This is a genomic window from Microbacterium caowuchunii, assembly GCF_008727755.1.
Lineage (GTDB): Bacteria > Actinomycetota > Actinomycetes > Actinomycetales > Microbacteriaceae > Microbacterium > Microbacterium caowuchunii.
On record NZ_CP044231.1, the window covers coordinates 494,992 to 518,861 of the forward strand.

Below are 23,870 nucleotides of genomic sequence, written 5' to 3' on the forward strand. Positions count from 1 at the left end.
GTGATTCAGAACGAATCCCGCATCAAGGTCGCGGACAACACCGGTGCGAAGGAGCTGCTCACCATCCGCGTGCTCGGCGGCTCCAACCGGCGTTACGCGGGCGTGGGCGACGTCATCGTCGCCACCGTCAAGGACGCGATCCCGGGCGGCAACGTCAAGAAGGGCGATGTGGTCAAGGCCGTCGTCGTCCGTACCGTCAAGTCGACCCGTCGTCCCGACGGGTCCTACATCAAGTTCGACGAGAACGCCGCCGTGATCCTGAAGAACGACGGGGAGCCCCGCGGCACCCGTATCTTCGGGCCGGTCGGCCGTGAGCTTCGTGACAAGAAGTTCATGAAGATCGTCTCCCTGGCCCCGGAGGTCATCTGATCATGGCGAAGATCAAGAAGGGTGACCTGGTTCAGGTCATCACGGGCGCCAAGCCCGAGCGTGGCGGCGACCGCGGCAAGCAGGGCAAGGTCCTCGAGGTCCTGGCCGAGCAGAACCGCGTCATCGTCGAGGGCGTGAACTACGTCACCAAGCACAACCGCGTCGGCCAGACCCAGCGCGGAACGAAGACGGGTGGCATCGAGACGTTCGAGGCCCCCATCCACATCTCCAACGTCGCCGTCGTCGACCCCTCGACCAAGAAGCCGACCCGCGTCGGCCGCCGGGTCGAGGAGCAGACGAAGGACGGCGTGAAGCGCACCGTCCGTGTGCGGTTCGCGAAGAAGTCAGGTAAGGACCTCTGATGAGCACCGACACTGCCGCGCCGGCTGGCAAGATCCAGCCGCGCCTGAAGCAGAAGTACCGCAACGAGATCCAGCAGAAGCTGCAGGAAGAGTTCGGCTACAAGAACGTCAACCAGATCCCCCGCCTCGTGAAGGTCGTGGTGAACACCGGTGTCGGCGAGGCAGCTCGCGACAGCAAGGTGATCGATGGTGCGGTCGACGACCTCACCAAGATCACCGGTCAGAAGCCGGTCGTCACCAAGGCCCGCAAGTCCATCGCGCAGTTCAAGCTGCGCGAGGGTCAGGCCATCGGCGCGCACGTCACCCTCCGTGGTGACCGCGCCTGGGAGTTCCTGGACCGCCTGGTCAACCTCGCCCTGCCCCGCATCCGCGACTTCCGCGGCCTCAGCGACAAGCAGTTCGACGGCCACGGCAACTACACGTTCGGTCTGCAGGAGCAGTCGGTCTTCCACGAGATCGACCAGGACAAGATCGATCGCGTCCGCGGTTTCGACATCACGGTCGTCACCGACGCGACCACGGATGCAGAGGGCCGCGCCCTCCTGCGTCACATCGGCTTCCCGTTCCAGCAGGCCGAAGAACAGAAGTAACACCCCACGTCGGCAACCGCCGACAACCACCACCACAGGTCGGCCGTCGCGTAACGGCGGCCGAAACCTGGTGAACGAAGGACACATCACATGACGATGACAGACCCGGTCGCAGATCTGCTGACCCGTCTGCGCAACGCGAATTCGGCACACCACGACTCCGTGTCGCTGCCGAGCTCGAAGCTCAAGACCAACATCGCCGACATCCTCAAGCAGGAGGGCTACATCGCGGGCTGGGAGGTCTCCGATGCACGTGTCGGCCAGACCCTGACGCTCACGCTGAAGTACGGCCCGAACCGCGAGCGGTCGATCGCCGGCATCAAGCGCGTGTCGAAGCCCGGTCTTCGCGTCTACGCGAAGTCGACCGAGATCCCCACCGTCCTCGGTGGCCTCGGCGTGGCCATCCTGTCCACCTCCTCCGGTCTGCTCACGGACCGTCAGGCCGAGTCGAAGGGCGTGGGTGGGGAAGTCCTCGCCTACGTGTGGTGACGAACAATGTCACGTATCGGACGTCTTCCCATCGACATCCCCTCGGGCGTCACCGTTTCGGTGGCCGGTAGGGACGTCAACGTCAAGGGCCCCAAGGGTGAGCTGTCGCTCACCGTGGCCTCGCCGATCGAGGTCAAGGTGGAGGAGAACCAGGTTCTCGTCACCCGCCCCGATGACGAGCGCGAGTCCCGGTCGCTCCACGGCCTGACCCGCACGCTCATCAGCAACAACATCGTCGGCGTCACCGAGGGCTACACCAAGGGCCTCGAGGTCGTTGGAACGGGTTACCGCGTCGCCCAGAAGGGCTCGTCCGTCGAGTTCGCCCTCGGCTTCTCGCACCCCGTTCTGGTCGACCCGCCCGCAGGCATCACGTTCACGGTCGAGGGCAACAACAAGCTCACCGTGAGCGGTATCGACAAGCAGGCCGTCGGTGAGGCTGCCGCCAACATCCGCAAGATCCGCAAGCCCGAGCCGTACAAGGGCAAGGGTGTGCGCTACGCCGGCGAGGTCGTTCGGCGCAAGGCCGGAAAGGCTGGTAAGTAACCATGGCTGTGACTTCCAAGTCCGTCGCACGCGCGCGTCGCCACTCGCGTCTGCGCAAGAAGGTCGTCGGTACGGAGGCGCGTCCGCGTCTCGTCGTCAACCGTTCGGCCCGCCACGTCTTCGTCCAGGTGGTCGACGACAGCAAGGGCCACACGGTCGCGTCCGCTTCGACGCTCGAGTCGGACCTGCGCGCCTTCGACGGTGACAAGACCGCGAAGGCCCGCAAGGTCGGCGAGCTCGTCGCCGAGCGTGCCAAGGCCGCCGGAATCGTCGATGTCGTCTTCGACCGTGGTGGCAACCGCTACGCGGGTCGTGTCGCCGCCATCGCCGATGGCGCCCGCGAGGGAGGCCTGAACCTGTGAGCGAGAACAAGGAGAACGAAGTGACCGAAACCGCTCCGGCTGCGGCCGTGGCCGCGCCCGAGACGGCGGCTGCGGAGCGCGAGCCCCGCCGCGGTGGTCGCGAGCGCAACCCGAACCGCGACCGCAACTCGCGCGACCGCAACGAGAGCCAGTTCCTCGAGCGCGTCGTCACGATCAACCGCGTGTCCAAGGTCGTCAAGGGCGGTCGCCGCTTCAGCTTCACCGCCCTCGTGGTGGTCGGCGACGGCAACGGCCTCGTGGGTGTCGGCTACGGCAAGGCCCGCGAAGTGCCCCTGGCCATCTCCAAGGGTGTCGAAGAGGCCAAGCGCAACTTCTTCCGCGTGCCCCGCGTCGGCTCCACCATCCCGCACCCGGTGCAGGGTGAGGCCGCGGCCGGTGTCGTGCTGCTGCGTCCGGCTGCCGCCGGTACCGGTGTCATCGCCGGTGGTCCCGTCCGTGCCGTGCTCGAGTGCGCCGGTATCCACGACGTGCTGTCGAAGTCGCTGGGTTCGTCGAACACGATCAACATCGTGCACGCGACGGTCGCGGCTCTGAAGAGCCTCGAGGAGCCCCGCGCGGTCGCCGCACGTCGCGGTCTGGACTACGACGCGGTCGTTCCGGCGATCATCATCCGCAACGAGGCCAAGGCCGCAGCGGCGAAGAAGGTAGGTGCCTGATGGCTGCCCGTCTGAAGGTGACGCAGATCAAGTCCAAGGTGAGCGAGAAGCAGAACCAGCGTGACACGCTGCGCAGCCTCGGTCTCAAGCGGATCGGCGACTCCGTCGTCCGTCCCGACGACGCGCAGACGCGCGGTTACGTCAAGACCGTCGCTCACCTCGTGAATGTTGAGGAGATCGACTAATGGCTGAGAACGACAAGGTCGAGGTCGACGGCGCCGCGAAGGCTCCCGCGAAGAAGACCGCCGCGCGCAAGCCGGCAGCGAAGAAGGACGCACCCAAGAAGGACGCGCCCGTGTCGCGCCCCGGCGTGCTGAAGGTCCACCACCTGCGTCCCGTCCCGGGCTCGAACACCGCCAAGACTCGCGTCGGCCGTGGTGAGGGCTCCAAGGGTAAGACCGCGGGTCGTGGCACCAAGGGCCAGAAGGCCCGTTACCAGGTCAAGGCCGGTTTCGAGGGTGGGCAGATGCCGCTGCACATGCGCACCCCGAAGCTGCGCGGGTTCAAGAACCCGTTCCGCGTCGAGTACCAGGTCGTGAACCTGGACAAGCTCGCGGAGCTGTACCCGAGCGGTGGCGACGTCACCGTGGGCGACCTGGTCGCCAAGGGTGCGGTGCGCAAGAACGAGAAGGTCAAGGTGCTCGGCACCGGGGACATCTCCGTGAAGCTGAACGTCGAGGTCGACAAGGTCTCGGGTTCCGCAGAGCAGAAGATCGTCGCCGCCGGCGGCACCATCAAGTAATCCGTGTGCAGGGGTCGGAAGCGTGCTTCCGGCCCCTGCTGCATTGGTCCGGATAAATGCGGCCTGCGGCGGCGCCCCCTCTGCGTGGGATAGCCTGATGGTCTGTGTGCGCCTTGCGCGCCGGAACCCTTTCTGGAGGAACCCTCGTGTTCAGCGCTATCGCGCGCGTGTTCCGCACGCCTGACCTGCGGCGGAAGATCGCATTCACCCTGGGCATCATCGTGCTCTATCGCCTCGGCGCGCACGTGCCCTCGCCGTTCGTGGACTTCCCGAACGTCCAGTCGTGTCTGGCGGACACGTCCAACACGCAGGGTGTGCTGTCCCTCGTCAACCTGTTCTCCGGCGGAGCGCTGCTGCAGCTGTCGATCTTCGCCCTCGGCGTCATGCCGTACATCACGGCGACGATCATCGTGCAGCTGCTGCGCGTGGTCATCCCGCACTTCGAGACCCTCTACAAGGAGGGCCAGTCGGGCCAGGCGCGGCTCACGCAGTACACGCGCTACCTGACGATCGCCCTGGCGCTGCTGCAGTCCACGACGCTCATCACGGTGGCGCGCAGCGGTCAGCTGTTCGGCTCCACCGGCATCCCCGCCTGTGAGCAGCTGCTGACGAACGACGCGTGGTGGGCGCAGCTCCTCATGATCATCACGATGACCGCCGGCACCGGCCTCATCATGTGGTTCGCGGAGCTCGTGACCGAGCGCGGTATCGGCAACGGCATGTCCCTGCTGATCTTCACCTCGATCGCGGCGACCTTCCCGGCCGCCATGTGGTCGATCTGGCAGTCCCGCGGGTTCGAGATCTTCCTGCTCGTCCTGGCGGTGGGCGTCGTGATCGTCGCCCTCGTGGTGTTCGTCGAACAGTCGCAGCGTCGCATCCCGGTGCAGTACGCGAAGCGCATGGTCGGCCGCCGGACCTACGGCGGCACCAACACGTACATCCCGATCAAGGTGAACATGGCAGGTGTCGTGCCCGTCATCTTCGCCTCGTCGTTGCTGTACATCCCGGCTCTGATCGCGCAGTTCAACCAGACGCCGAACGCGGACGGTGAGCTCCCGGGCTGGGTGGTCTGGATCAACAACTACCTCACGACCGGCGACAACGCGCTCTACATGGCGATCTACTTCCTGCTGATCGTCGGCTTCACCTACTTCTACGTGGCGATCACGTTCAACCCGGTGGACGTCGCGGACAACATGAAGAAGTACGGCGGGTTCATCCCCGGTATCCGTGCCGGTCGCCCGACGGCCGAGTACCTGGACTACGTCCTCACCCGCATCACCCTGCCCGGATCCATCTACCTGGGTCTGGTCGCCCTCATCCCGCTCATCGCGCTGGCCACTGTCGGCGCGAACCAGAACTTCCCGTTCGGCGGTACGTCGATCCTGATCATGGTCGGCGTCGGCCTCGAGACGGTGAAGCAGATCGACGCACAGCTGCAACAGCGACACTACGAAGGACTCCTGCGATGACCGTGACCCCCCGCCTGCTGATCGTCGGCCCGCAGGGATCCGGCAAGGGGACCCAGGGGGCCCGCATCGCGGAGACCTTCGAGATCCCCGCCGTGTCGACCGGTGACGTGTTCCGCGCCAACATCGCCGAGGGGACCGATCTCGGACGCCAGGTGCAGGCCGTCATCGAGGCGGGCAACCTCGTCTCGGACGAGCTGACCAGCGCCGTCGTGCGTGACCGGCTGGCGCAGCCTGACGCCGCGGCCGGCTTCCTGCTCGACGGCTACCCGCGCAACCTCGCGCAGGTGGCCGACCTCGACGCGTTCCTGGACGCACGGGGCGAGAACCTGGCCGGTGTGATCGAGCTCAGCGTGCCCCGCGAGGAGAGCATCGCCCGCCTCTCACTGCGTGCTCAGGAACAGGGTCGCACCGACGACACCGAAGAGGTCATCGCCCATCGGCTGTCGATCTACGAGCGCGAGACGGCGCCGATCCTCGGCGTGTACGGGGAGCGGGGACTCGTCGACTCCATCGACGGTGTCGGAACCCTCGACGAGATCACGGAGCGGATCCTGACGGCGCTCATCGCACGCGGCCTCAACCCCGTGTCCTGAGCCGTGTTCCGACGCTCTATCTACAAGACGCCCGCTCAGCTGCGGGGCATGATCGAGCCGGGGCTGATCACCGCAGAGGCGCTTCGCGCCGTCCGTGAGCTCGTCGCTCCGGGGGTCAGCACGGCCGAGCTGGACGCCGCCGCATCCCGGGTGATCACCGCACGCGGTGCGGAGTCCAACTTCATGCTCGTCCGCGGGTACCGGCACACGACCTGCATCTCGGTGAACGAGGAGGTCGTGCACGGGATCCCCGGGGAGCGTGTACTGCAGCCCGGTGACATCGTGTCGATCGACGCCGGCGCACAGTTGCGCGGGTGGAACGGCGACTCCGCCATCACCGTGGTCGTGCCCGATGCGGACCGACCTGAGCTTGTGGCGGAACGCGAGGAACTCTCGCGGGTGACGGAAGGTTCCATGTGGGCCGGCATCGCTGCGATGGCCCGCGGTACCCACATCGGGGAGATCGGCGCCGCCGTCGAGGACTTCGTGGTCGCTTCGGGGCACGGTTACGGCATCCTGCGGGACTACGTCGGCCACGGCATCGGCCGCAAGATGCACGAGGCGCCCTCGGTCTTCAACTACCGCACGCCCGATCCCGGTCCCCGCATCCAGCCCGGGCTCGTCCTCGCCATCGAGCCGATGATCGTCGCCGGTTCGGAGGAGACCTTCGTGGAGGACGACGACTGGACGGTGTCCACGGTGGACGGCTCGGCCGGCTCACACTGGGAACATAGCGTCGCGGTCCATGATGGAGGCATCTGGGTGCTCACGGCGCCCGACGGGGGAGCCGCAGGGCTCGCGCCCTTCGGCATTCGGCCGACAGCGATCGACTAAGGACGGACCATGGCACGCGCAGGGAAGAAGACGAACTGGTTCGCGGTGTGGGTGAGCATCGCCGCCGTAGTGGCCGTGGTGGTCGTCGGCGCGCTCGTCGTCTGGGCCAACAACGCCTCGTCCGGTCCCGGCACGGCGCCGCAGTCCGCGGTCATCGACGACGAGACGGGTGCCATCGCGGTCGGCGAGGGCGAGGGGACGATCGACACGTACGTCGACTTCATGTGCCCGGTCTGCGCCAGCTTCGAGGCGACCTACGGGCCGGCCATCGAGAGCATGGTCGAGGACGGCACGATCACCCTCAACATCCACCCGATCTCGATCCTCGACCGGGCCTCGGCGGGCAGCGAGTTCTCCACGCGCGCGGCGAACGCCATGTACGCCGTCGCGGCGAACCACCCGGACCTCGCGCTGCCATACCTGCAGGCGCTGTTCGCGAACCAGCCGGCCGAGGGCACGACGGGTCTCAGCAACGAGGAGCTCATCGCCATCGCGGAGCAGGTCGGCGCCACCGACGCCGCGGAGGACATCAACGCCGGCACGTACGCGCAGTTCGTCGAGTACATGACGAAGCAGACCCCGGTCCAGCCGGGTCAGAGCGGGATCTCCACGCCGACGATCGCGATCGACGGCGAGGTCATCTCCAACTCGCAGCTCACGGGCGACCCGCAGGCGGATCTGGTCGCGAAATTCACGCGGTGACAGGCCTCGCCGAGCCCGGATCGGGTGGCGGAGCGCTCATTTATCACCTATAGTTGTTCTTTGGTGCTTTGCGCCATTGTTGGCGTGTCGAAACGCCGATTCCCCACCCACCGCAGATCGACCGGTCTGCATGAGCGACAACGAGGCTATGGCTAAGAAAGACGGTGTCATCGAGATCGAGGGCACGATCTCCGAGGCTCTGCCCAACGCGATGTTCCGCGTCGAGCTGAGCAACGGACACAAGGTGCTCGCAACGATCTCCGGAAAGATGCGACAGAACTACATCCGCATCATCCCGGAAGACCGCGTCGTCGTGGAGCTCTCGCCCTACGACCTCACGCGTGGTCGCATCGTCTATCGCTACCGCTAGTCCGGTCGAGAAGTAACGGCCCGGGTCCCCGGGTACGAAGACAGCGAACAGGAACATCATGAAGGTCAACCCCAGCGTCAAGCCGATCTGCGATCACTGCAAGGTGATCCGCCGTCACGGCCGCGTCATGGTCATCTGCAAGTCCAACCCGCGCCACAAGCAGCGCCAGGGCTGACGGATGCGGTGCTGGTCACCGCGTCCACCCACAACTGAACACACATCGGCAGGATCGATGACCCCGCGTCCGCGCGGGGGACACCTCGGGTCGGAGGCCCGGGAACAGATCCTGCTCCACACCTCCACCGACTCCTAGGAGAGCCGCATGGCACGTCTTGCCGGCGTCGACATTCCGCGCGACAAGCGCGTGGTGATCGCACTCACGTACATCTACGGCATCGGCCGTACCCGTTCCGTCGAAATCCTCGCTTCCACCGGGATCGACCAGAGCATCCGCGTCAAGGACCTCACCGACGACCAGCTCGTCCTGCTCCGCGACCACATCGAAGCCAACTACAAGGTTGAGGGTGACCTCCGCCGCGAGGTCGCCGCCGACATCCGTCGCAAGGTCGAGATCGGCTCTTACGAAGGTCTGCGCCACCGCCGGGGTCTGCCCGTCCGCGGTCAGCGTACGAAGACCAACGCGCGTACGCGCAAGGGTCCCAAGCGCACCGTCGCCGGCAAGAAGAAGGCGCGCTAGGTCGCGCCCCCAGGTTTAGGAGAACACGCACATGGCACAGGCCAAGTCCGCGGCGCGCAAGCCCCGCCGCAAGGAAAAGAAGAACATCGCGCTGGGCCACGCCCACATCAAGTCGACGTTCAACAACACCATCGTCTCGATCACCGACCCCTCTGGCGCCGTCATCGCCTGGGCCTCGTCGGGTGGCGTCGGCTTCAAGGGATCGCGCAAGTCGACCCCGTACGCGGCCGGCATGGCTGCCGAGTCGGCCGCCCGTCAGGCTGCCGAGCACGGCGTCAAGAAGGTCGATGTCTTCGTGAAGGGCCCGGGCTCGGGCCGCGAGACCGCGATCCGATCGCTCACGGCTGCTGGCCTCGAGGTGGGTTCGATCCAGGACGTGACGCCGCAGGCGCACAACGGCTGCCGTCCGCCGAAGCGCCGCCGCGTCTGATGCGGAGAGCCGGGGCGTCCACGGACGCCCCGGCCGTCCGCACGTCCGGGGATGCGGTGTGACCGCATCCGCCGTGAAAACTCAACACCTCACCAACGCAAGTGTCATATAGCGGGCACTTAGCCGAAAGGAACACATCGTGCTCATCGCACAGCGTCCCACTCTGACCGAGGAGAAGGTCGGGGAGTTCCGCAGCCGTTTCGTCATCGAGCCGCTCGAGCCCGGCTTCGGATACACCATCGGCAACGCGCTTCGTCGCAGCCTCCTCTCGTCCATCCCGGGTGCCGCCGTCACCAGCATCCGCATCGACGGTGTGCTGCACGAGTTCAGCACCATCCCCGGGGTGAAGGAGGATGTCACCGAGATCATCCTCAACATCAAGCAGCTGGTCGTCTCCAGCGAGCGCGACGAGCCCATCACCGCGTACCTGCGCAAGACGGGTGCCGGCGAGGTCACCGCGGCCGACATCTCGGCTCCGGCAGGCGTCGAGGTGCACAACCCCGAGCTCGTCATCGCGACCCTCAACGACACCGCCCGCTTCGAGCTCGAGCTCACCATCGAGCGCGGTCGCGGTTACGTGTCGGCGACGCAGAACCGCAACGAGTACGCCGAGGCCGGTCAGATCCCGATCGACTCGATCTACTCGCCGGTGCTGAAGGTCAGCTACCGCGTCGAGGCCACCCGTGCCGGGGAGCGCACCGACTTCGACAAGCTCGTCCTGGACGTCGAGTCGAAGCCGTCGATCGCCCCGCGCGACGCCGTGGCGTCGGCTGGCCGCACCCTGACCGAGCTGTTCGGTCTGGCGCGCGAGCTCAACGTCGAGGCGGAGGGCATCGAGATCGGTCCCGCACCCGTGGAGACCGTGCTGTCCAACGAACTGTCGATGCCGATCGAGGACCTCGATCTGTCGGTCCGTTCGTACAACTGCCTCAAGCGCGAGGGCATCAACACCGTTTCGGAGCTGGTCGCCCTTTCCGAGACGCAGCTGATGAACATCCGCAACTTCGGTCAGAAGTCGGTCGACGAGGTGCGCGACAAGCTCGTGTCCCTCGGTCTGTCGCTGAAGGACTCGGTGCCCGGCTTCGACGGCGCCCACTTCTACGGCGGCTACGACGAAGAAACCGTCTGACCCGGCCCTTCCCTGAGAATTCTGGAGTAACGAGAAATGCCTAAGCCCACGAAGGGTCCCCGTCTCGGTGGCGGTCCCGCACACGAGCGTCTGATGCTGGCCAACCTGGCCGCGTCGCTGTACACCCACAAGTCGATCACGACCACCGAGACCAAGGCCAAGCGCCTGCGTCCGCTGGCCGAGCGGCTCATCACATTCGCCAAGCGCGGCGACCTGCACGCGCGTCGTCGCGTCATCACGGTCCTGCGCAACAACAAGGACGCCGTGCACACGCTGTTCGCCGAGATCGCACCGCTGGTCGCGGAGCGCGAGGGCGGCTACACGCGCATCACGAAGATCGGCAACCGCAAGGGCGACAACGCGCCCATGGCGGTCATCGAGCTCGTGCTCGAGCCGGTCGTGAAGAAGTCCGCTCCGGCGAAGGCCGCCGCCCCGAAGACCGCTCCCGCGGCGGAGGCTGAGGCTGAGGCTGCTCCGGCGGCCGACGCGGGCGCCGAGTCGGCTGAGGAAGGCGCCGCTGCTGAGGCGGCCGCCGAGGACGCGCTCGAGACCCCCGCCGAGCAGGCTGAGGGCGACGAGGCCACGAAGTCCGAGTGACCCTCCCGCCGGGCTAGCCCCGCGCACCGCGAAGACCCGCGGGACTCTCCGAGTCCCGCGGGTCTTCGCGTATGTATGCCGTCACTGTCGGACGGCGTGGGGTGCCGGCGGGCGTCGCGTCAGGAGGCGAAGGGGGCGTGTGACGGCTGGAAGAACAGCTCCCGGCGCAGCTGCTCGGCGTAGGTGCGCTGCTCGGTGAACTCGGCGAGCCGGGCGCGGGCGTGCGCGGCGCGGTCGACCCCCTCGGCTACGGCCTCCGCGAACACCCGTCCGCCGGCGTCGCCGGGATGGATCTGGTCACCGGCGAGGAGTTCCGGCTTCCCCGAGATGGCGTCCGCCCAGTCGGCGACCTGGACGGCGGCATGCGCGCGCGCGAAGGCGGCCAGGTCCGCGTTGACGCCGGGGATCCACGATCTCGGGGCGTAGGCGTTGACGAGCACCAGCTGCCGCTCCGGCCCGAGGATGTCGATGATCTCCTGCAGGCTGCGTGCGGACACCGAGCCGTTCGTGCCGAGCGCGAGCACGACGTAGGGGCGCAGGGCGCCGGCGGCCTCCAGTTCGCGCAGGATGCCCGGGGCAGCGTACATGGACCGCGAGACGGCCGCATCGATCTGGATGCCGGGGAAGCGCTCCAGCAGGCTCGAGGCGGACGCCAGCATGACGGAGTCCCCGATGGCGGTGATCTGGTCGCCCGAGACGTCCTCGGCGGCGTCGTGCGTCGTCGCGTCTCCGGTGTCCGGGCCGGGATCGTGCTCCTCGAGAGCGGCGATGCCGGCCTCCACGACGGCCTGACCGCTGGAGACGCTGGGGGCGGAGACGACCGCGGACACTGTCCCGGCGGACAGGAGGGCGATGGCCGTCAGGCCGCCCAGGACCCCGGCCCGTCTGCGGGGGGAGAGCCGGAGCGCTCGTCCGAGGGCGGCTGCGTAGCCCCGGAAACCGAGACGGCGGACGGGGCTCTCCACGAAGCGGTGCGAGGTCTCCGCGGCGAGGAGGGTCAGCACCAGAGCGAGGATCCCGACCCATACCGGGAAGGGCTGATCGGTCCCCGTGCGCTGGACGGACGCGACGAGCAGGACGAGCACCGGCCAGTGCCAGAGGTAGATCACGTACGAACGGTCGCCCACCCAGCGCAGCGGGGCGATGTCGAGCAGGCGGCCCAGCCACGACCCCGGCCAGCAGCCCGCCATGACGGCCAGAGCGGACAGGGCGCTGGCGAGCAGCAGCGTGCCGGGGAAGGTCGCCACGGAGTCATGCTGCGCGGATGCGGCGAGCAGGATCAGCCCCGCGACGGCGGCCGCGCCGGTCATAGGCACGAGGGCGCGGGCCGTGCGGCCATGCATCCACGGGCGCTCACGACGCCCCGCGGCCCGCCAGAGGACCGCCACCGCGACGCCGAGGAGGAGACCGAAGGCGTGGGAGTCCGTCCCGAAGTACGCACGCGTGATGTCCGCGCCGAGGGCCTCGGGGGTCGCGGCGGAGGAGACGATCACGCCCATCCAGACCGCTGAGGCGGCCGCGAGCACGAACGCGACGGTGACGCGCAGCCACGGTCGGCGCACGAGCAGCAGCAGCGGCAGCAGAACGGGCCAGAGCAGGTAGAACTGCTCCTCGACGGCCAGCGACCAGAGGTTCCGGAAGAGTTCCGAACCGCTCCCGGTGAAGTAGTCGGCGCCCTCGACCACGGACAGCCAGTTGTAACTGAAGGTGGCCGCGCCGACGAGCTGGCGCCCGAGACCGACCAGGACGTCACCGCCGATCGCCCACGCGACGCTCGAGCAGGTGAGCAGGACGAGGCCGAGCGCCGGGAGCAGGCGCCGGGCCCGACGGCGCCAGAAGTCGCCGAGCCGGATACGCCCGTTCGAGGCGTGCTCGCGCAGGAGCAGCGAGGTGATCAGGAAGCCGCTGATGACGAAGAAGACATCGACCCCGATGAACCCGCTGCCCAGCCACCACAACGGGAAGAGGTGGTAGAGCACGACCAGGGTCACGGCGATCGCGCGGAGGCCGTCCAGTCCTGCGAAACGGGCGCGCGGGGAGGCTGGGGAATGTGGGGAAGGCATAAACCGAAGAGTCCGTGGCGAACCTCCAGTCTACGCAGCCGGCCTCGGCGGACCTGGGCGTCGGCCTAGGCTGGGGGGATGCGGATCCGCCTCGACATCGCCTACGACGGGACGCATTTCCGGGGATGGGCGCGCCAGCCCGGGCTGCGCACGGTACAGGGCACGCTCGAGACGGCGCTGGCCCGCATCCTGGCCGGGAACCCCAGCCTGGTGGTCGCCGGGCGGACGGACGCGGGGGTGCATTCCACCGGCCAGGTCGCGCATCTGGACCTCGATGAGGCGCAGCGCGCCCGCCTGGAGCAGGGCAGGCGCACGCCCGCGGATCCGGTCTCGGCCCTCGCCGGACGCGTCCGGGGCGTGCTGGGCGCCTACCCCGACGTCACCGTGACGCGCACGAGTCTCGCCCCAGAAGGGTTCGACGCGCGATTCTCGGCGGTATGGCGCCGCTACACCTACCGGATCGCGGATGAGGTCAGCGGGTACGACCCGCTCCAGCGGGAACGCACGACGAGCGTCCGCGCACGACTGGACGTCGACGCGATGGATGCCGCGGCCCGCTCCCTGATCGGTCTCCATGACTTCGCGGCGTACTGCAAGCCGCGGGAGGAGGCGACCACCATCCGGACGCTTCTGGAGTTCGACTGGCACCGCGCCGCCGACGGCGCGGTGGTCGCGAACGTCCGCGCCGACGCCTTCTGCCACAGCATGGTCCGCGCGCTGGTCGGGGCCTGTGTCGCCGTGGGGGAGGGGCGATTGGACCCGTCCGACGTGGTGGCGCTCCGGGACGAGGGTGTGCGCACCAGCGCGTTCAAGGTCCTGGCCGCGCGCGGACTCGTGCTCTCCGAGGTCGGATACCCCACGGATGAGCTGCTGGCCGCCCGGGCGGAGCAGACCAGAGCGCGCCGCACTCGGGAGTGACATACGACTCGACCAGCGGAGGCTCACTCTGCGGGCATATTGTGGAGACCTGATGAAGGTCATCTCCTACAACCTCCGCAAGCACCGCGCCGCCGGCGAGATCGCCGATCTCGCCGAGCGCCACGGCGCCGACGTGCTGTGCCTGCAGGAGGCCGACACCACGGACATCCCGGAGCGTACGGGCGGGCTCCGGCTCGCCGATGCCACCCACCGGAACCGGCTGGGCCTGGCCGTCTACTACCGAGAGAGCAGTTTCCGCCTCGAGGACGTCCGCGCGCTCTCCCTGAAGAAATCGCTGCACGACCGTGTGCTGAAGCCCGCCGAGGAGCGGATGCTGGGTGTCCGGTTGCACGACATCGATGCGGGACGCCCGATCATCGTCGCCTCCTTCCACGCGGCCCCGCTGACCGCGCTCAACTCGCTGCGCCGGCACCAGATCCGCACCGCCCTGGCGGAGCTGCAGGACCTGGGGCCCGGCGTTCCGTCGCTGATGGTGGGGGACTACAACTACCCGGTCTTCAAGGAGAAGCTCGGAGAGCGCGTGCGCGATCAGGGATACGAACTCACCCTGAGCGATGCGCGCACCTACACGCGTTACCGGTTCTTCCGCGGGCACTACGATTTCGCGACGTCCGTCGGCTTCGACATCGCGCACATCCGCACGCTCCCGCAGGGGCTCAGTGATCATCTGCCGATCCTTGTGACGGCCTCGCTGGATCCCGCTCAGGGCGTCGCGCTGGAGACGATCGAGGACATCGCGGAGACCGTCGAGGACGCGACGGCCTGACGCTCAGGCGAGGCCCGCGCAGGCGCCGTCGATCGTGGCGGAGGTCCCCGGGATGACGGGTGTGGCCCGCACGAGCAGCGAATCGGTCACGGGTGTGCGCACCCGGATCAGGGCCGTCGCCTCCTCACCCGGACGAAGGTCCGTCGCCCAGGTCAGCACGGTGTGGTCCCGATCGCTCGCCGTGCTGAAGCCGGGTGTCGGGCCGCCGCCCGTCGCCGTGGCCGAGACGAGCTCGGAGCCGCGCGGCAGGTAGAGGTAGGCGACCGTGTTGGTGACGCCGGCGGGCGTGCCGAAGCCGCCGCCGCCGGTGATGTACGAGGGGAGGGCGGCGGCATCGGCCGGAGCGTCGTCGCGCAGCCGCACGAGCAACGCGGCCTCCTGCGCGCCGGTCGTGCCCGTGCACCACTGCACGTCGGTCCCGACGTGCATGTAGTAGTCCATCTTCGAGCCGGTGCCGTCGTTGAGGTAGACGCCGAAGGAGGTCTGTTCGGCGTCGGTCACGGGGAGCCCGCCCTGCAGGGTCGTCCCGTCGAGGATCGCCTGCTCCGCCTCGTCCGCGTTCCAGATCAGCAGCCGGTGCTCCGCCCCGGCACGCGCGAGCCCCGACATCAGAACACGTGGGTCGGCGGACCCGTCCGAAAGTGCGCTGAATACGGAGGCGGCGGCGGCCTCGAAGAAGGCATCCTGCTCCGCGCCACCGTCGTAGCGCAGGTACACCTCGTTGAGGAGGAGCGGGATCGCGTTCTCCGCGGTGAGCATGTCGCCGCTGGGCAGGGCCACCGGGCCGGTGGCCGCGAGCAGATACGACAGCGCCACCGGGTCGAGGGAAAGCACCCCGTCGACCCGCATCCCCATCTCCCGTGCCCACATCTCCGAGGAGATCTCCGCGGCCTGTGAGAACTCGGGTACCTGCGTGGCATTCTGGAACCATTGTCCAGGCTTGCCCGCGGTGATCGTGGCCAGATCCGGACCGATGTCCAGTACCGGTTCCGTGTACCGGGGGAAGTCGAACGTCGCCGAGGCTTGAGCGCTGAGCGAGATCGCGCCATCCTCCGTGTGGATGACGGCCATCGCGCCCACGATCCCGCCCAGCGAGCGCCACTCCGCGTTGTTCTGGAACACGACGAGGTAGTTCCGGGGGCCCTCCTGGCCGAGCATGCGGGGCATGAGGGCCGTCGCGCGGGCGACCGCATCCGCGCCGTCGTGGACCGTGTGCAGCAGCGCGCTGATGTCGGCCACGCTCTCGGCGAGCGGGGGCAGGACGCCGCCCAGGTCGATGCCGTCGACGGCGTCGGCGGCCCGGCCGATCTCTGCTGCGCCGGCCTCCGCGGCGGGCTGGAGGTCGGTGAACCCGGTCAGGTCGAACCGGCCATCGACCGGTCGCAGGGCGTCCAGGGAGAAGTCCGAGGCGACGTCGATGAGGGGGACGAGCGCGGTCCCGGCAACCTCGTCGAGGGCCGCGGTCACCACACCGACCGCGGAGAGCTGATCCCCGATCCAGGGCAGGCCCTCGGCGGCAGCCCACACGGGATCGGAGGTGAGGCTGCGGGCAGCGGCCGTCTCGCGCGCGATCGCCGGGAGGCGTTCGCTCACCGTCGCCGGATCGTCGATGTCGGCGGCGACGCTGCGGGCCGTCGACTCGGCGGCCCGCAGATGCGAGGCGGCGAGGGAGGCACGCACGCCCAGCCAGACGACGGCGGCAGCGACCAGCACGAGGAGAATGAGCAGCATCCAGACCAGGATCCGACCGGCGGTGCGCGCCGGTCGTGGAAGCAGGGGATTGGTCACGCGACCACCTTACGGGGTGCGATTTCGCCGTCCCCCGCGCCTCTAGACTGGGCGAGGACGCTCACGCGGGAGGGGGATCGGATGAGGCGCACGCGCATGCCCGTGGTGGTCGCGGCGCTCCTCGCCGGCACGCTGGGGCTCGCTGCCTGCGGCCCCGCCCCGTGGAACGACGCCGCACAGGGCACCCCGGTGCCCTCCGCGACGCGGACCGCGCCCATTCCCGCGCCCGTCTCGAACGACCTGTCCAGCGGATCCACGGAGCGCGAACTGGTCGCCGGGGCCGTCTCGGCCACGATCAACTACTGGTCGACGCTCTCGATGGACAAGTGGACGGCGTCGGCGCTGAAGCCCGTCAGCCTCTCGATGGTGACTACCGTGACGCCGGACGACGGTCAGAAGGTGTTCCTGCAGAAGGCCACCATGGTGGCCGTCCCGGGCAATGCGGCCACGTCGTTCGAGCCACTCGCCCCGCAGATCGACCAGTCCTCGGTCACGCCCGGATATCTCGTCCTCGCGCCGTACAGCTATTCGCAGACGTTCAACGTCGGTGACGTCCCGGATGCAGCGACCTTCGTCACGATCCAGTTCACCTACGACTACCTCGTGCAGACGACGCCCACGTCGGCGGAGTACGCGAAGCAGACGGCCAGCGACACCCTCACCATCGCGATCGCCGCGGCCCCCGACGCGCAATAGCCGCGCCCGCGCGCGGCCGCGGGGAGTGTGCTCACCGGGACCACGGTTCGTCCCGTAGACTTTCGGCGCCGTCCCCGGAACTCCCGAACCGCAGGGCCGGCATCACCCGAACACATACGTCCGCGACGTCTGCGGACCCTCTGAGGAGTGGCCCCGTGAGCCTTCGCCGCCTGCCTGTCCGACGTGCCCGCCGGACTGCGATCGGGGCGACGCTCGCCCTGGTCGGGGTTCTGTCCCTGTCCGGCTGCTCGCAGCTCGTGGACGCGTTCAACAACATGCAGGGCGACACGGCCTCCGTGCCGGCCAACGCGGGCGCCACCGTGCGGCCGTCGGCCACGCCGACCGAGACCATGGCGTTCAACTCGCAGTTCACCTACGACGGCTCGGTCATGATGAGTTCGGAGATCGCCGACGACCTCGAGCTCCGGCTCGAGCTGTGGGCCGTGGACTCCAAGCGGACCCAGGAGTGGACGCCCGCGCGGGACAAGACGTTCGGTTTCGCGGTGAACGTCTATGACCGGCGCGTGGACGACAAGGCGGTGCTGGCGGAGAAGCGCCGCGTCTACATCTCCTCCATCCAGATCATGTCGCAGACCGCCCAGACCTCCGGTCAGGTGCAGTCGCCCTTCCAGTTCAGCGCGGACCCCCGCACGCTCGTGCCCACGGACACGCTCCGCTCCGAGCGCGGCCTGCTGCTGAACACCTACCAGGGGGGTCTGCTCGTGCCCGAGCAGACGATCCGCCAGCTGCCTGCGGACACCTTCGGGATGACGCTCGAGTTCGCCATGACCATCACCGTGGAGGGGACGGCCAACACGGACACGTCCTTCCAGCAGCAGACGGTCTACCAGTACGTCCCGATCGCGATCTTCCAGGACTGAGTCGCCTTTCCAGGACTGAGTCGCCTTTCCCGGACTGATTCGCCCATCCGGCACCGAGTCGCCGCCGGAACGGCCGTCCTCGCGCAATCTTGCGCAAACCTTGCGCTTCGTGCCGCCGATACCGGCGGAGCTCTTGCGGTGGCTGCGCGAGTCTGGATTCAGGCGCCACTGCGGCGCCGGGACGAGGGGCGGAACCCCTCCCGGATGGAAATGGGCGAAATGACCGACTCTCGGATGGCGTACCCCCGGAGCTCTTCGCGTGAGATCGAGGCCGCCGCCGACTTCGGCTACGACGACATGATGCCCGGAGCCGAGACGCACTTCGATCAGGACTTCATGTCGGTGCTGGAGAGCGCGACGGTCCACCGCTCCACGATCGGCTGCATCATCCCGGCGTACAACGAGGAGGAGTCCATCGCGGACGTCCTCGAAGGGCTGCTGCGCCAGACGCGTGTCCCGGACGTCATCCATGTGGTGGTCAACAACACCTCCGACAACACGGTGAAGATCGCCTCCGAGTACGCCGGTCCGCACGAGGTCATGACCGACCTCGGCGAGCAGTTCACCGAGGTGTTCGTGCACGACATCGGCAAGAACCCGGACAAGAAGGTGGGCGCCCTCAACTACGGCTATTCCCTCGTGGAGGGATGCGACTACCTGCTGGGCGTCGACGGAGACACCATCGCCGACCCGCGTGCGGTCGAGTACCTCGAGACCGAGGCGGTCAGCGACTCCCGTATCGGCGGGATCTCCGCCATCTACTCGATCGACGATCGCCCCATCCAGGGTCTCGTGGCGAAGTGGCTCATCGCCGGCCAACGCACCCAGTTCGCCGCCTTCAACCTGCAGAACCTGCTGCGCGGCCGCAACATGGCCGTGCTGGGCGGTCAGTTCTCGATCTTCTCGACCAACGCGCTGCGGGACGCGATGAAGGCGAACCACCAGAGCACGCCGTGGGTGAAGGACAGCGAGGTCGAGGACTCCCTGCTGTCACTGCAGATCAAGAGTGCCGGTTACCTGACCAAGATCAGCCCCTACGCCCGCGCCAACGTCGGCGGGATGACCACCATCAAGGGGTACGACGCCCAGCAGGTGAAGTGGACCTACGGGGCGATCGAGCTCATGTGGCCCGGACAGCGCGGTGACACCAAGGGGCAGCCGTTCCACCCGAACCTGCGGCTGCGCTGGTTCGAGAACTTCGGCATGCTGACCAACCTGTTCGTGCGGGTGGCCTTCCTGATCCTGCTGGCGGGATCGCTCTCGCTGGGGGCGTTCGTGTTCTCGCCGCTCTGGCTGATCCCGCCCGTCGTGGCGATCCTGCTGAACGTGCGCATCGCACGCACCATGGAGAACTGCACCCAGCGCGACGTGCTCTTCGCCGCGCTGGTCTTCCCCGCCGAGATCTTCATGTGGATCCGCCTCAGCCACTTCGTACGGTCGTGGACCCGTTTCCTGTCGCGGAAGAAGGTCGACAACTGGGCGATGCAGGCGAGGGCCGAGCGCGGCGGCGGATCCATCGGGCACTGGGCCCCGTTCATCATCCTGATCCTGGTGCTCATCGCCATGGCGGTCATCTGGACGATGCTCGGTCCGGTCGTGCAGTCCACCATCCTCTGGATCGGCTGGCCCATCGTGGGAGTCGTGACCGTGCTGCAGACGCTGTTCATGGCGACGAAGCTCTTCCGCCGGTACCAGGGCTACAAGGTCTGATCCCGTGAACGAGAAGGACCCCCGACGATCGTGTCGGGGGTCCTTCTCGTTCACGGCGCTCAGGGGGCGGCGAGCTCCGTCGTCAGCCGGTAGCCGACGCCGCGCACTGTCTCGATGTAGCGCGGGTTCGTCGGGTTGTCGCCGAGCTTCCGGCGGAGGTTCGTCATGTGCGCCTCGACCGCGCGCTTGTCCGCCTCGCCCACGTAATACGAGGTGACGTAGGACTCGCCGCGCAGCACCAGCGTCAGATCGGCCTTGCTGCGGACGCGGCGCTTGGACTCCAGCAGTGTCGCGAGCAGATCGAACTCCGTGCGGGTGAGCTCCACGTCCTGACCGCCGGTCAGGACGGTGCGCGTCTCCGGGTTCAGCTGGAGGTCGCGGTGGGTCATCCAGTAGCCGCCGCCGGGGGCCTGGGCGGCCGGGACCAGCCCGTTGCCCGCCGTGTGGGCGACCACGACCGGCGCCATGTGACGGGCCGCGGGGTCCGGCCTCGCGGCGACAGCCGGGTGATCGCGCATGTCCGGGTACCCGGGGGTCACCGCGGCGCGGGGGTCCTGCTGGACCGGGATGGACTGGGTCTGCGGTCGGGCCCCGGGGAACGAGGGTCCGACGCTCTCCTGGCGTGGGTTCACGTGGACGCCGGACTCCGGACGCGGTCGGCGGAGCAGTGCCTCCACGCGGGCGCGGAACTCGCGGGGCCGGAAGGGCTTCACGATGTACTCGTCCGCGCCGGCGCCGAGACCCAGGACGACGTCGGCCTCGTCGGCGAGACCGGTCAGCATGATGATGAACGTGTTCGACTTCTCGCGAATGCGGCGTGCCGCCTCGAAGCCGTCGATGCCGGGCATGTTCACATCGAGCGTGGTGATCAGGGGCTGATAGGCGAGGACCGCCCGCACGCCGTCGATGCCGTTGCCCACCGAGACGGTCGAGAATCCCGCCGCTTCGAGGACCTCGGCCAGGAGGTGGCGCACATCCGGATCGTCCTCGACGATGACGGCCGTCTTCTGCCCACCCGCAGCGTCGCTCATGTACCCGAGGTCCCCATCCCTGACTCGAGCGCGACACATCCCGGTGTGGGAGTGTCGCGCGCTGCCGATTCTTTCATACATCGCCCGCCGAGGCGCGTCCGTGTCGCGGACGTGGGATCAGCGCACGTCCCGGGTCAGCTCGACCGATGCCGCCGGCCACCAGGCGCCTGCGGGCGGGCCGCCGTTGCATTCGCCGTCACTCTCGCCGGGCGGTTTGATCCAGAGGTTGGTGTCGACCACGTCGTCGCCGTACGTCCCGCCGGCATCGCCCACCAGTCGCCCCGGAGGGTTGCACCAGTCCGACGTGGCGCCTGCGCCGTTGCGGGAGGTGTCGATGAGTGCGTGGCCGCCACCGAGGATCTGCGCGATCTCGTGCGCATAGGCGAACTCGGCGGACGTGGGGTTGTAGTTCGAGACGTTGAGGGCGAAGCCGCGCGCGTCGGATGCATCCACTCGGCGGATCAGATCGGCCATCTCGCCGGCACTCAACCAGCTCGAGTGCCCGCCGTCGAGGTAGATCCACGTGTCGACGCCGGCGAGGCGATCGACCGCGTCGTGCAACTGGGCCGTCCGCTCCGCGACGTTCCCGCACTCGGGTGCCAGGGCGAGGCTGTCGGGTTCGAGCACCACGATCTTCTGCACGTCTTTGATGCTGTCCAGTGCCTGACCGATCTGCGCGGTCCAGACGTCGTAGTCGTCGTCGTCGAGCCCGCCGGCGGAGTGGTTGCCGCAGTCCCGTTCAGGCAGGCCGTACACGACGAGCGCGAGGGCAGCCGACTGCTCGCGGGCTTCGGCGGCGAGCGCCAGTACCCGCGCACCCACTTCGCCGACGGGATCGACCTCCGGCGTCAGCCAGTAGGCGGTGGGCCGGCCGGCGAGGTACTCGGCGGCCGCCTGCTCCATCGTGCTGAGCGTGCCGGATGCGGCTGCCTTGGCAGCCTTCGACTCCTCCGGGGCGACGATGGTGGTCCCGACGCCCGGCGGTTCGGCCCCGAGGGCCTGCAGTCCTGTCGTCACGAGCCATCCCACCCATCCGATGAGCACCAGCACGATCACGACGGCCGATCCGAGAAGTGCCGCCGGCGCCCAGCGCGGGAATCCGCGACGTCGCCGGCGTGGAGCCGATGCCGGCGCGGGGGATGTTGCCACGGAAGGACTCTATCGTGGGGCGCTACTGTGAGCGGAGACGGGAAGGACACGACCATGTCGGGAACGATCATCGTCGGAGTGACGGATGCGGCTTCCTCGCGCAGCGCGCGGGAGTGGGCCGCGCGGCGGGCGCGCGAGACCGGGCGGAGCCTGTTGCTGCTGGCTGTGGTCGGCGGAGCCGTCGGCGCCGTCGGCGAGGATGAGGTCGTGGCGCGCGTCGTGGCAGCGGCCCGAGCGCGGCTCGAGCGCGACGCCGCGGAGCTGAGCGCCGCAGGAGTGGACGTCCAGGTCCGTGTCGACTCCGGGAATCCCGTGGAGCGGCTGGTGGAGGCCTCGGCCGAAGCGGAGCTGCTCGTCATCGGGGGAGAACCCCGGGGCCAGGGGCACCGCGGTCAGCACGGGCGGCGGATCGCCGCCGGGGCGCACTGCCCCGTCGTGGTGGTGCCGGAGGACGACGGTGTAGCCCGCGCCGGGATCGTCGTCGGTGTGGACGGCTCCGACGTCTCGGATGCCGCGATCGACTTCGCCGCGGCAGAGGCCGACCGCGCCGGCGAGCCGCTCACGCTCGTATCGGCGTGGATGCCGGTGGCGGTGCCGGGCGACTTCGGCATGTATCCCGACCTCTATCTCGCCGACCTGGAGAGCATCGCCCGCGCGGGCGTCGATCGGGTCGCCGAGCGGGTGCGGGCGGACCACCCGCAGCTGGAGGTCCGCGTGGTCGTCTCGGAGGGGGAGCCCGCCTTCGTCATCGGCGAGCAGGCGCGATCGGCGCGACTCACGGTCGTGGGATCGCACGGGCGCGGCGCGTTCGCCCGTTTCCTGCTCGGCTCGGTGAGCGAAGAGGTCGTCGGTCACCTCGTCAGCGCCACGGCGATCGTGCGGTGACACGCTGTGCGCCGTCGGCGCACAGCGTGCCGGACGAGGAAGAGCCCCCGTACCGGCGGGGGGACCGGAAGGGGGCTCTTCGCACACGGGGCTTCCGCCTCGCCGTGCCTTCGCTCACCGGGGTGACCCGAACACCCGCGGATGCGCGGTTCTGCTGAATCAAGTATCGGCCAACGCGATCGTCTCCTCGGGGGCTTGACAGCGCGACGACCCTGAGGCACAGTGCGCGCGGTGTGCGCATGACGACCGGCAACTATCACTACGATGCTGCGTATGGCGCGTCAGGGGCAACGCAACCCGGAAGAGAAGTCCACGAGATGGCTGGTCTATTTCGGGGTGATCCTTCTGGCCGGCGGCGTGGGCGCGCTCGTATACGCGTCGATCATCAGCTACCTGAACGCGATCCTCTGAGCCGAGGTTCCGGGGCTGGCGCCCACGAGGCCGTCATCCCTTCCGCTGGCGCCATCCACGCCGCCGTGGAGGAGCCTCCGCCTCGTCGCGTCGCGAGCGCTCGTCCCGCCGACGCCGCCATGCTTCGATCTCCGAATCCACGTCCCGAAGCGGGGTGACCACGGGCGGCCCGCCGAGCAGCTGCATTCGGGCGAGGCGCACGCGACGGTTGAAGTCCTCGAGCGCCTCCCGCACGTCGGTTTCCCGGGAGAGGGCGTCCAGGCGCTGCTCGAGCTCCCGGTCCTCGACCCGCAGAGTCAACGCCGGCGGACCCAGTCCGCGCAACTGTTCCCGCTCGATCTTGCGCTTGATCCACCAGTCCGGATCATGGCGGTCGCCGAGGCCTTCGAGGGGCTTCCCGGCTCCCGGCAGGTCGTCGAACTCCCCGCGTCGGATGGCCTGCTGGATGGCGGTCTCGACGTACGCGGCCCGGTCGGCAGCCGTCGGCGTGCGTTCCTGCTCCTCCTGCGTGCCGGCCTCGGACTCCGCTGCCGAGGGATCATCCCGTGCCACCCGGTAGTGAGCCGCGGCCAGGCGGGGATCGTCGTCCATCG

General features: G+C 68.6%; 31 protein-coding genes. 26 read left to right on the plus strand and 5 right to left on the minus strand.

Annotation, left to right across the window (positions count from 1 at the left end; all coding sequences use genetic code 11):
* The 19 genes from rplN (at nucleotide 1) to rplQ (ending at nucleotide 10,958) form a co-directional block, all read left to right on the plus strand.
* Entirely contained in the window at nucleotides 1-369 is a 369-nt protein-coding gene (gene rplN, locus F6J84_RS02230) for a 50S ribosomal protein L14 (RefSeq protein ID WP_150893231.1), read from the plus strand.
* A 2-nt stretch (nucleotides 370-371) separates the two neighbouring features.
* Nucleotides 372-731: a 50S ribosomal protein L24 gene (rplX, locus tag F6J84_RS02235; RefSeq protein ID WP_150893229.1), complete on the plus strand. Its 360-nt coding sequence runs from the start codon at nucleotides 372-374 to the stop codon at nucleotides 729-731.
* On the plus strand, nucleotides 731-1,321 hold the full coding sequence (rplE, locus tag F6J84_RS02240; RefSeq protein WP_150893227.1) for a 50S ribosomal protein L5: 591 nt from the start codon (nucleotides 731-733) through the stop codon (nucleotides 1,319-1,321). The genes rplX and rplE overlap by 1 nt, the downstream gene beginning before the upstream one ends.
* A gap of 90 nt (nucleotides 1,322-1,411) precedes the next feature.
* Complete coding sequence (gene rpsH / locus F6J84_RS02245) at nucleotides 1,412-1,810, plus strand: 30S ribosomal protein S8 (protein WP_150893225.1); 399 nt, start codon at nucleotides 1,412-1,414, stop codon at nucleotides 1,808-1,810.
* A gap of 6 nt (nucleotides 1,811-1,816) precedes the next feature.
* Nucleotides 1,817-2,353 (plus strand): 50S ribosomal protein L6, encoded by a 537-nt coding sequence (gene rplF / locus F6J84_RS02250; RefSeq protein ID WP_150893223.1) that lies wholly within the window; start codon nucleotides 1,817-1,819, stop codon nucleotides 2,351-2,353.
* Nucleotides 2,354-2,355: 2 nt separating this feature from the next.
* Entirely contained in the window at nucleotides 2,356-2,715 is a 360-nt protein-coding gene (rplR, locus tag F6J84_RS02255; protein ID WP_150893221.1) for a 50S ribosomal protein L18, read from the plus strand.
* Nucleotides 2,712-3,392 (plus strand): 30S ribosomal protein S5, encoded by a 681-nt coding sequence (gene rpsE / locus F6J84_RS02260; RefSeq protein ID WP_150893219.1) that lies wholly within the window; start codon nucleotides 2,712-2,714, stop codon nucleotides 3,390-3,392. The genes rplR and rpsE overlap by 4 nt, the downstream gene beginning before the upstream one ends.
* The gene (gene rpmD, locus F6J84_RS02265; protein WP_150971022.1) at nucleotides 3,392-3,577 is read left to right on the plus strand and encodes a 50S ribosomal protein L30; all 186 of its coding nucleotides are present in this window, start codon (nucleotides 3,392-3,394) and stop codon (nucleotides 3,575-3,577) included. Before rpsE ends, rpmD begins: the two co-directional genes overlap by 1 nt.
* The gene (gene rplO, locus F6J84_RS02270) at nucleotides 3,577-4,134 is read left to right on the plus strand and encodes a 50S ribosomal protein L15 (RefSeq protein WP_150893215.1); all 558 of its coding nucleotides are present in this window, start codon (nucleotides 3,577-3,579) and stop codon (nucleotides 4,132-4,134) included. The genes rpmD and rplO overlap by 1 nt, the downstream gene beginning before the upstream one ends.
* A 146-nt stretch (nucleotides 4,135-4,280) precedes the next feature.
* Nucleotides 4,281-5,606, plus strand: coding sequence for a preprotein translocase subunit SecY (secY, locus tag F6J84_RS02275; RefSeq protein WP_150893213.1), 1,326 nt, complete (start codon nucleotides 4,281-4,283; stop codon nucleotides 5,604-5,606).
* Complete coding sequence (locus F6J84_RS02280; protein WP_150971024.1) at nucleotides 5,603-6,199, plus strand: adenylate kinase; 597 nt, start codon at nucleotides 5,603-5,605, stop codon at nucleotides 6,197-6,199. Before secY ends, F6J84_RS02280 begins: the two co-directional genes overlap by 4 nt.
* Before the next feature lie 3 nt (nucleotides 6,200-6,202).
* A complete protein-coding gene (gene map, locus F6J84_RS02285; protein WP_150971026.1) occupies nucleotides 6,203-7,033 on the plus strand; it encodes a type I methionyl aminopeptidase in 831 nt (276 codons plus the stop codon).
* A gap of 9 nt (nucleotides 7,034-7,042) precedes the next feature.
* Nucleotides 7,043-7,735 (plus strand): DsbA family protein, encoded by a 693-nt coding sequence (locus F6J84_RS02290; RefSeq protein WP_150971028.1) that lies wholly within the window; start codon nucleotides 7,043-7,045, stop codon nucleotides 7,733-7,735.
* 148 nt (nucleotides 7,736-7,883) lie between these two features.
* Entirely contained in the window at nucleotides 7,884-8,105 is a 222-nt protein-coding gene (gene infA / locus F6J84_RS02295; RefSeq protein ID WP_047544504.1) for a translation initiation factor IF-1, read from the plus strand.
* Between the two features lie 58 nt (nucleotides 8,106-8,163).
* Nucleotides 8,164-8,280, plus strand: coding sequence for a 50S ribosomal protein L36 (gene rpmJ, locus F6J84_RS02300; RefSeq protein ID WP_005050492.1), 117 nt, complete (start codon nucleotides 8,164-8,166; stop codon nucleotides 8,278-8,280).
* 147 nt (nucleotides 8,281-8,427) lie between these two features.
* Entirely contained in the window at nucleotides 8,428-8,802 is a 375-nt protein-coding gene (rpsM, locus tag F6J84_RS02305; protein ID WP_150893205.1) for a 30S ribosomal protein S13, read from the plus strand.
* Between the two features lie 31 nt (nucleotides 8,803-8,833).
* Complete coding sequence (gene rpsK / locus F6J84_RS02310) at nucleotides 8,834-9,232, plus strand: 30S ribosomal protein S11 (protein ID WP_150893203.1); 399 nt, start codon at nucleotides 8,834-8,836, stop codon at nucleotides 9,230-9,232.
* A 139-nt stretch (nucleotides 9,233-9,371) separates the two neighbouring features.
* Nucleotides 9,372-10,361, plus strand: coding sequence for a DNA-directed RNA polymerase subunit alpha (locus F6J84_RS02315; protein WP_150893201.1), 990 nt, complete (start codon nucleotides 9,372-9,374; stop codon nucleotides 10,359-10,361).
* 36 nt (nucleotides 10,362-10,397) lie between these two features.
* Nucleotides 10,398-10,958 (plus strand): 50S ribosomal protein L17, encoded by a 561-nt coding sequence (rplQ, locus tag F6J84_RS02320; protein ID WP_150971030.1) that lies wholly within the window; start codon nucleotides 10,398-10,400, stop codon nucleotides 10,956-10,958.
* A 119-nt stretch (nucleotides 10,959-11,077) separates the two neighbouring features.
* Here the strand turns inward: rplQ and F6J84_RS15740 are convergent, their stop codons facing one another.
* Nucleotides 11,078-13,021, minus strand: coding sequence for an acyltransferase family protein (locus F6J84_RS15740; RefSeq protein WP_150971032.1), 1,944 nt, complete (start codon nucleotides 13,019-13,021; stop codon nucleotides 11,078-11,080).
* A 78-nt stretch (nucleotides 13,022-13,099) separates the two neighbouring features.
* On the opposite strand from F6J84_RS15740, the gene truA reads away from it, so the two are divergent.
* Both truA and F6J84_RS02335 read left to right on the plus strand, forming a co-directional pair.
* Nucleotides 13,100-13,939 carry a tRNA pseudouridine(38-40) synthase TruA gene (truA, locus tag F6J84_RS02330; protein WP_150971034.1) on the plus strand — a complete coding sequence of 280 codons (840 nt, stop codon included), beginning with the start codon at nucleotides 13,100-13,102 and terminating at the stop codon, nucleotides 13,937-13,939.
* A 52-nt stretch (nucleotides 13,940-13,991) separates the two neighbouring features.
* Nucleotides 13,992-14,726 carry an endonuclease/exonuclease/phosphatase family protein gene (locus F6J84_RS02335; protein ID WP_150971036.1) on the plus strand — a complete coding sequence of 245 codons (735 nt, stop codon included), beginning with the start codon at nucleotides 13,992-13,994 and terminating at the stop codon, nucleotides 14,724-14,726.
* A 3-nt stretch (nucleotides 14,727-14,729) separates the two neighbouring features.
* Here F6J84_RS02335 and F6J84_RS02340 read toward each other — a convergent pair whose 3' ends face one another.
* Nucleotides 14,730-16,514 carry a DUF4012 domain-containing protein gene (locus tag F6J84_RS02340; RefSeq protein ID WP_150971038.1) on the minus strand — a complete coding sequence of 595 codons (1,785 nt, stop codon included), beginning with the start codon at nucleotides 16,512-16,514 and terminating at the stop codon, nucleotides 14,730-14,732.
* A gap of 81 nt (nucleotides 16,515-16,595) precedes the next feature.
* Here F6J84_RS02340 and F6J84_RS02345 point away from each other — a divergent pair, with 81 nt between their 5' ends.
* The 3 genes from F6J84_RS02345 (at nucleotide 16,596) to F6J84_RS02355 (ending at nucleotide 19,801) form a co-directional block, all read left to right on the plus strand.
* Nucleotides 16,596-17,210 carry a hypothetical protein gene (locus tag F6J84_RS02345; protein ID WP_150971040.1) on the plus strand — a complete coding sequence of 205 codons (615 nt, stop codon included), beginning with the start codon at nucleotides 16,596-16,598 and terminating at the stop codon, nucleotides 17,208-17,210.
* Nucleotides 17,211-17,365: 155 nt separating this feature from the next.
* Complete coding sequence (locus F6J84_RS02350) at nucleotides 17,366-18,091, plus strand: fructose 1,6-bisphosphatase (RefSeq protein WP_238702566.1); 726 nt, start codon at nucleotides 17,366-17,368, stop codon at nucleotides 18,089-18,091.
* A 219-nt stretch (nucleotides 18,092-18,310) separates the two neighbouring features.
* The gene (locus F6J84_RS02355) at nucleotides 18,311-19,801 is read left to right on the plus strand and encodes a glycosyltransferase family 2 protein (RefSeq protein WP_420846168.1); all 1,491 of its coding nucleotides are present in this window, start codon (nucleotides 18,311-18,313) and stop codon (nucleotides 19,799-19,801) included.
* 59 nt (nucleotides 19,802-19,860) lie between these two features.
* Here the strand turns inward: F6J84_RS02355 and F6J84_RS02360 are convergent, their stop codons facing one another.
* Nucleotides 19,861-20,832 (minus strand): response regulator transcription factor, encoded by a 972-nt coding sequence (locus F6J84_RS02360; RefSeq protein ID WP_150971041.1) that lies wholly within the window; start codon nucleotides 20,830-20,832, stop codon nucleotides 19,861-19,863.
* Between the two features lie 117 nt (nucleotides 20,833-20,949).
* On the minus strand, nucleotides 20,950-21,981 hold the full coding sequence (locus F6J84_RS02365) for a glycoside hydrolase family 6 protein (RefSeq protein ID WP_150971043.1): 1,032 nt from the start codon (nucleotides 21,979-21,981) through the stop codon (nucleotides 20,950-20,952).
* A gap of 54 nt (nucleotides 21,982-22,035) precedes the next feature.
* Here F6J84_RS02365 and F6J84_RS02370 point away from each other — a divergent pair, with 54 nt between their 5' ends.
* On the plus strand, nucleotides 22,036-22,866 hold the full coding sequence (locus F6J84_RS02370; RefSeq protein ID WP_150971045.1) for a universal stress protein: 831 nt from the start codon (nucleotides 22,036-22,038) through the stop codon (nucleotides 22,864-22,866).
* A 273-nt stretch (nucleotides 22,867-23,139) separates the two neighbouring features.
* The gene (locus tag F6J84_RS15410) at nucleotides 23,140-23,277 is read left to right on the plus strand and encodes a hypothetical protein (RefSeq protein WP_191621823.1); all 138 of its coding nucleotides are present in this window, start codon (nucleotides 23,140-23,142) and stop codon (nucleotides 23,275-23,277) included.
* A 33-nt stretch (nucleotides 23,278-23,310) separates the two neighbouring features.
* On the opposite strand, the gene F6J84_RS02375 is transcribed toward F6J84_RS15410, so the two are convergent.
* Nucleotides 23,311-23,868 (minus strand): DnaJ family domain-containing protein, encoded by a 558-nt coding sequence (locus F6J84_RS02375; RefSeq protein ID WP_150971048.1) that lies wholly within the window; start codon nucleotides 23,866-23,868, stop codon nucleotides 23,311-23,313.
* Nucleotides 23,869-23,870 lie beyond the last annotated feature (2 nt).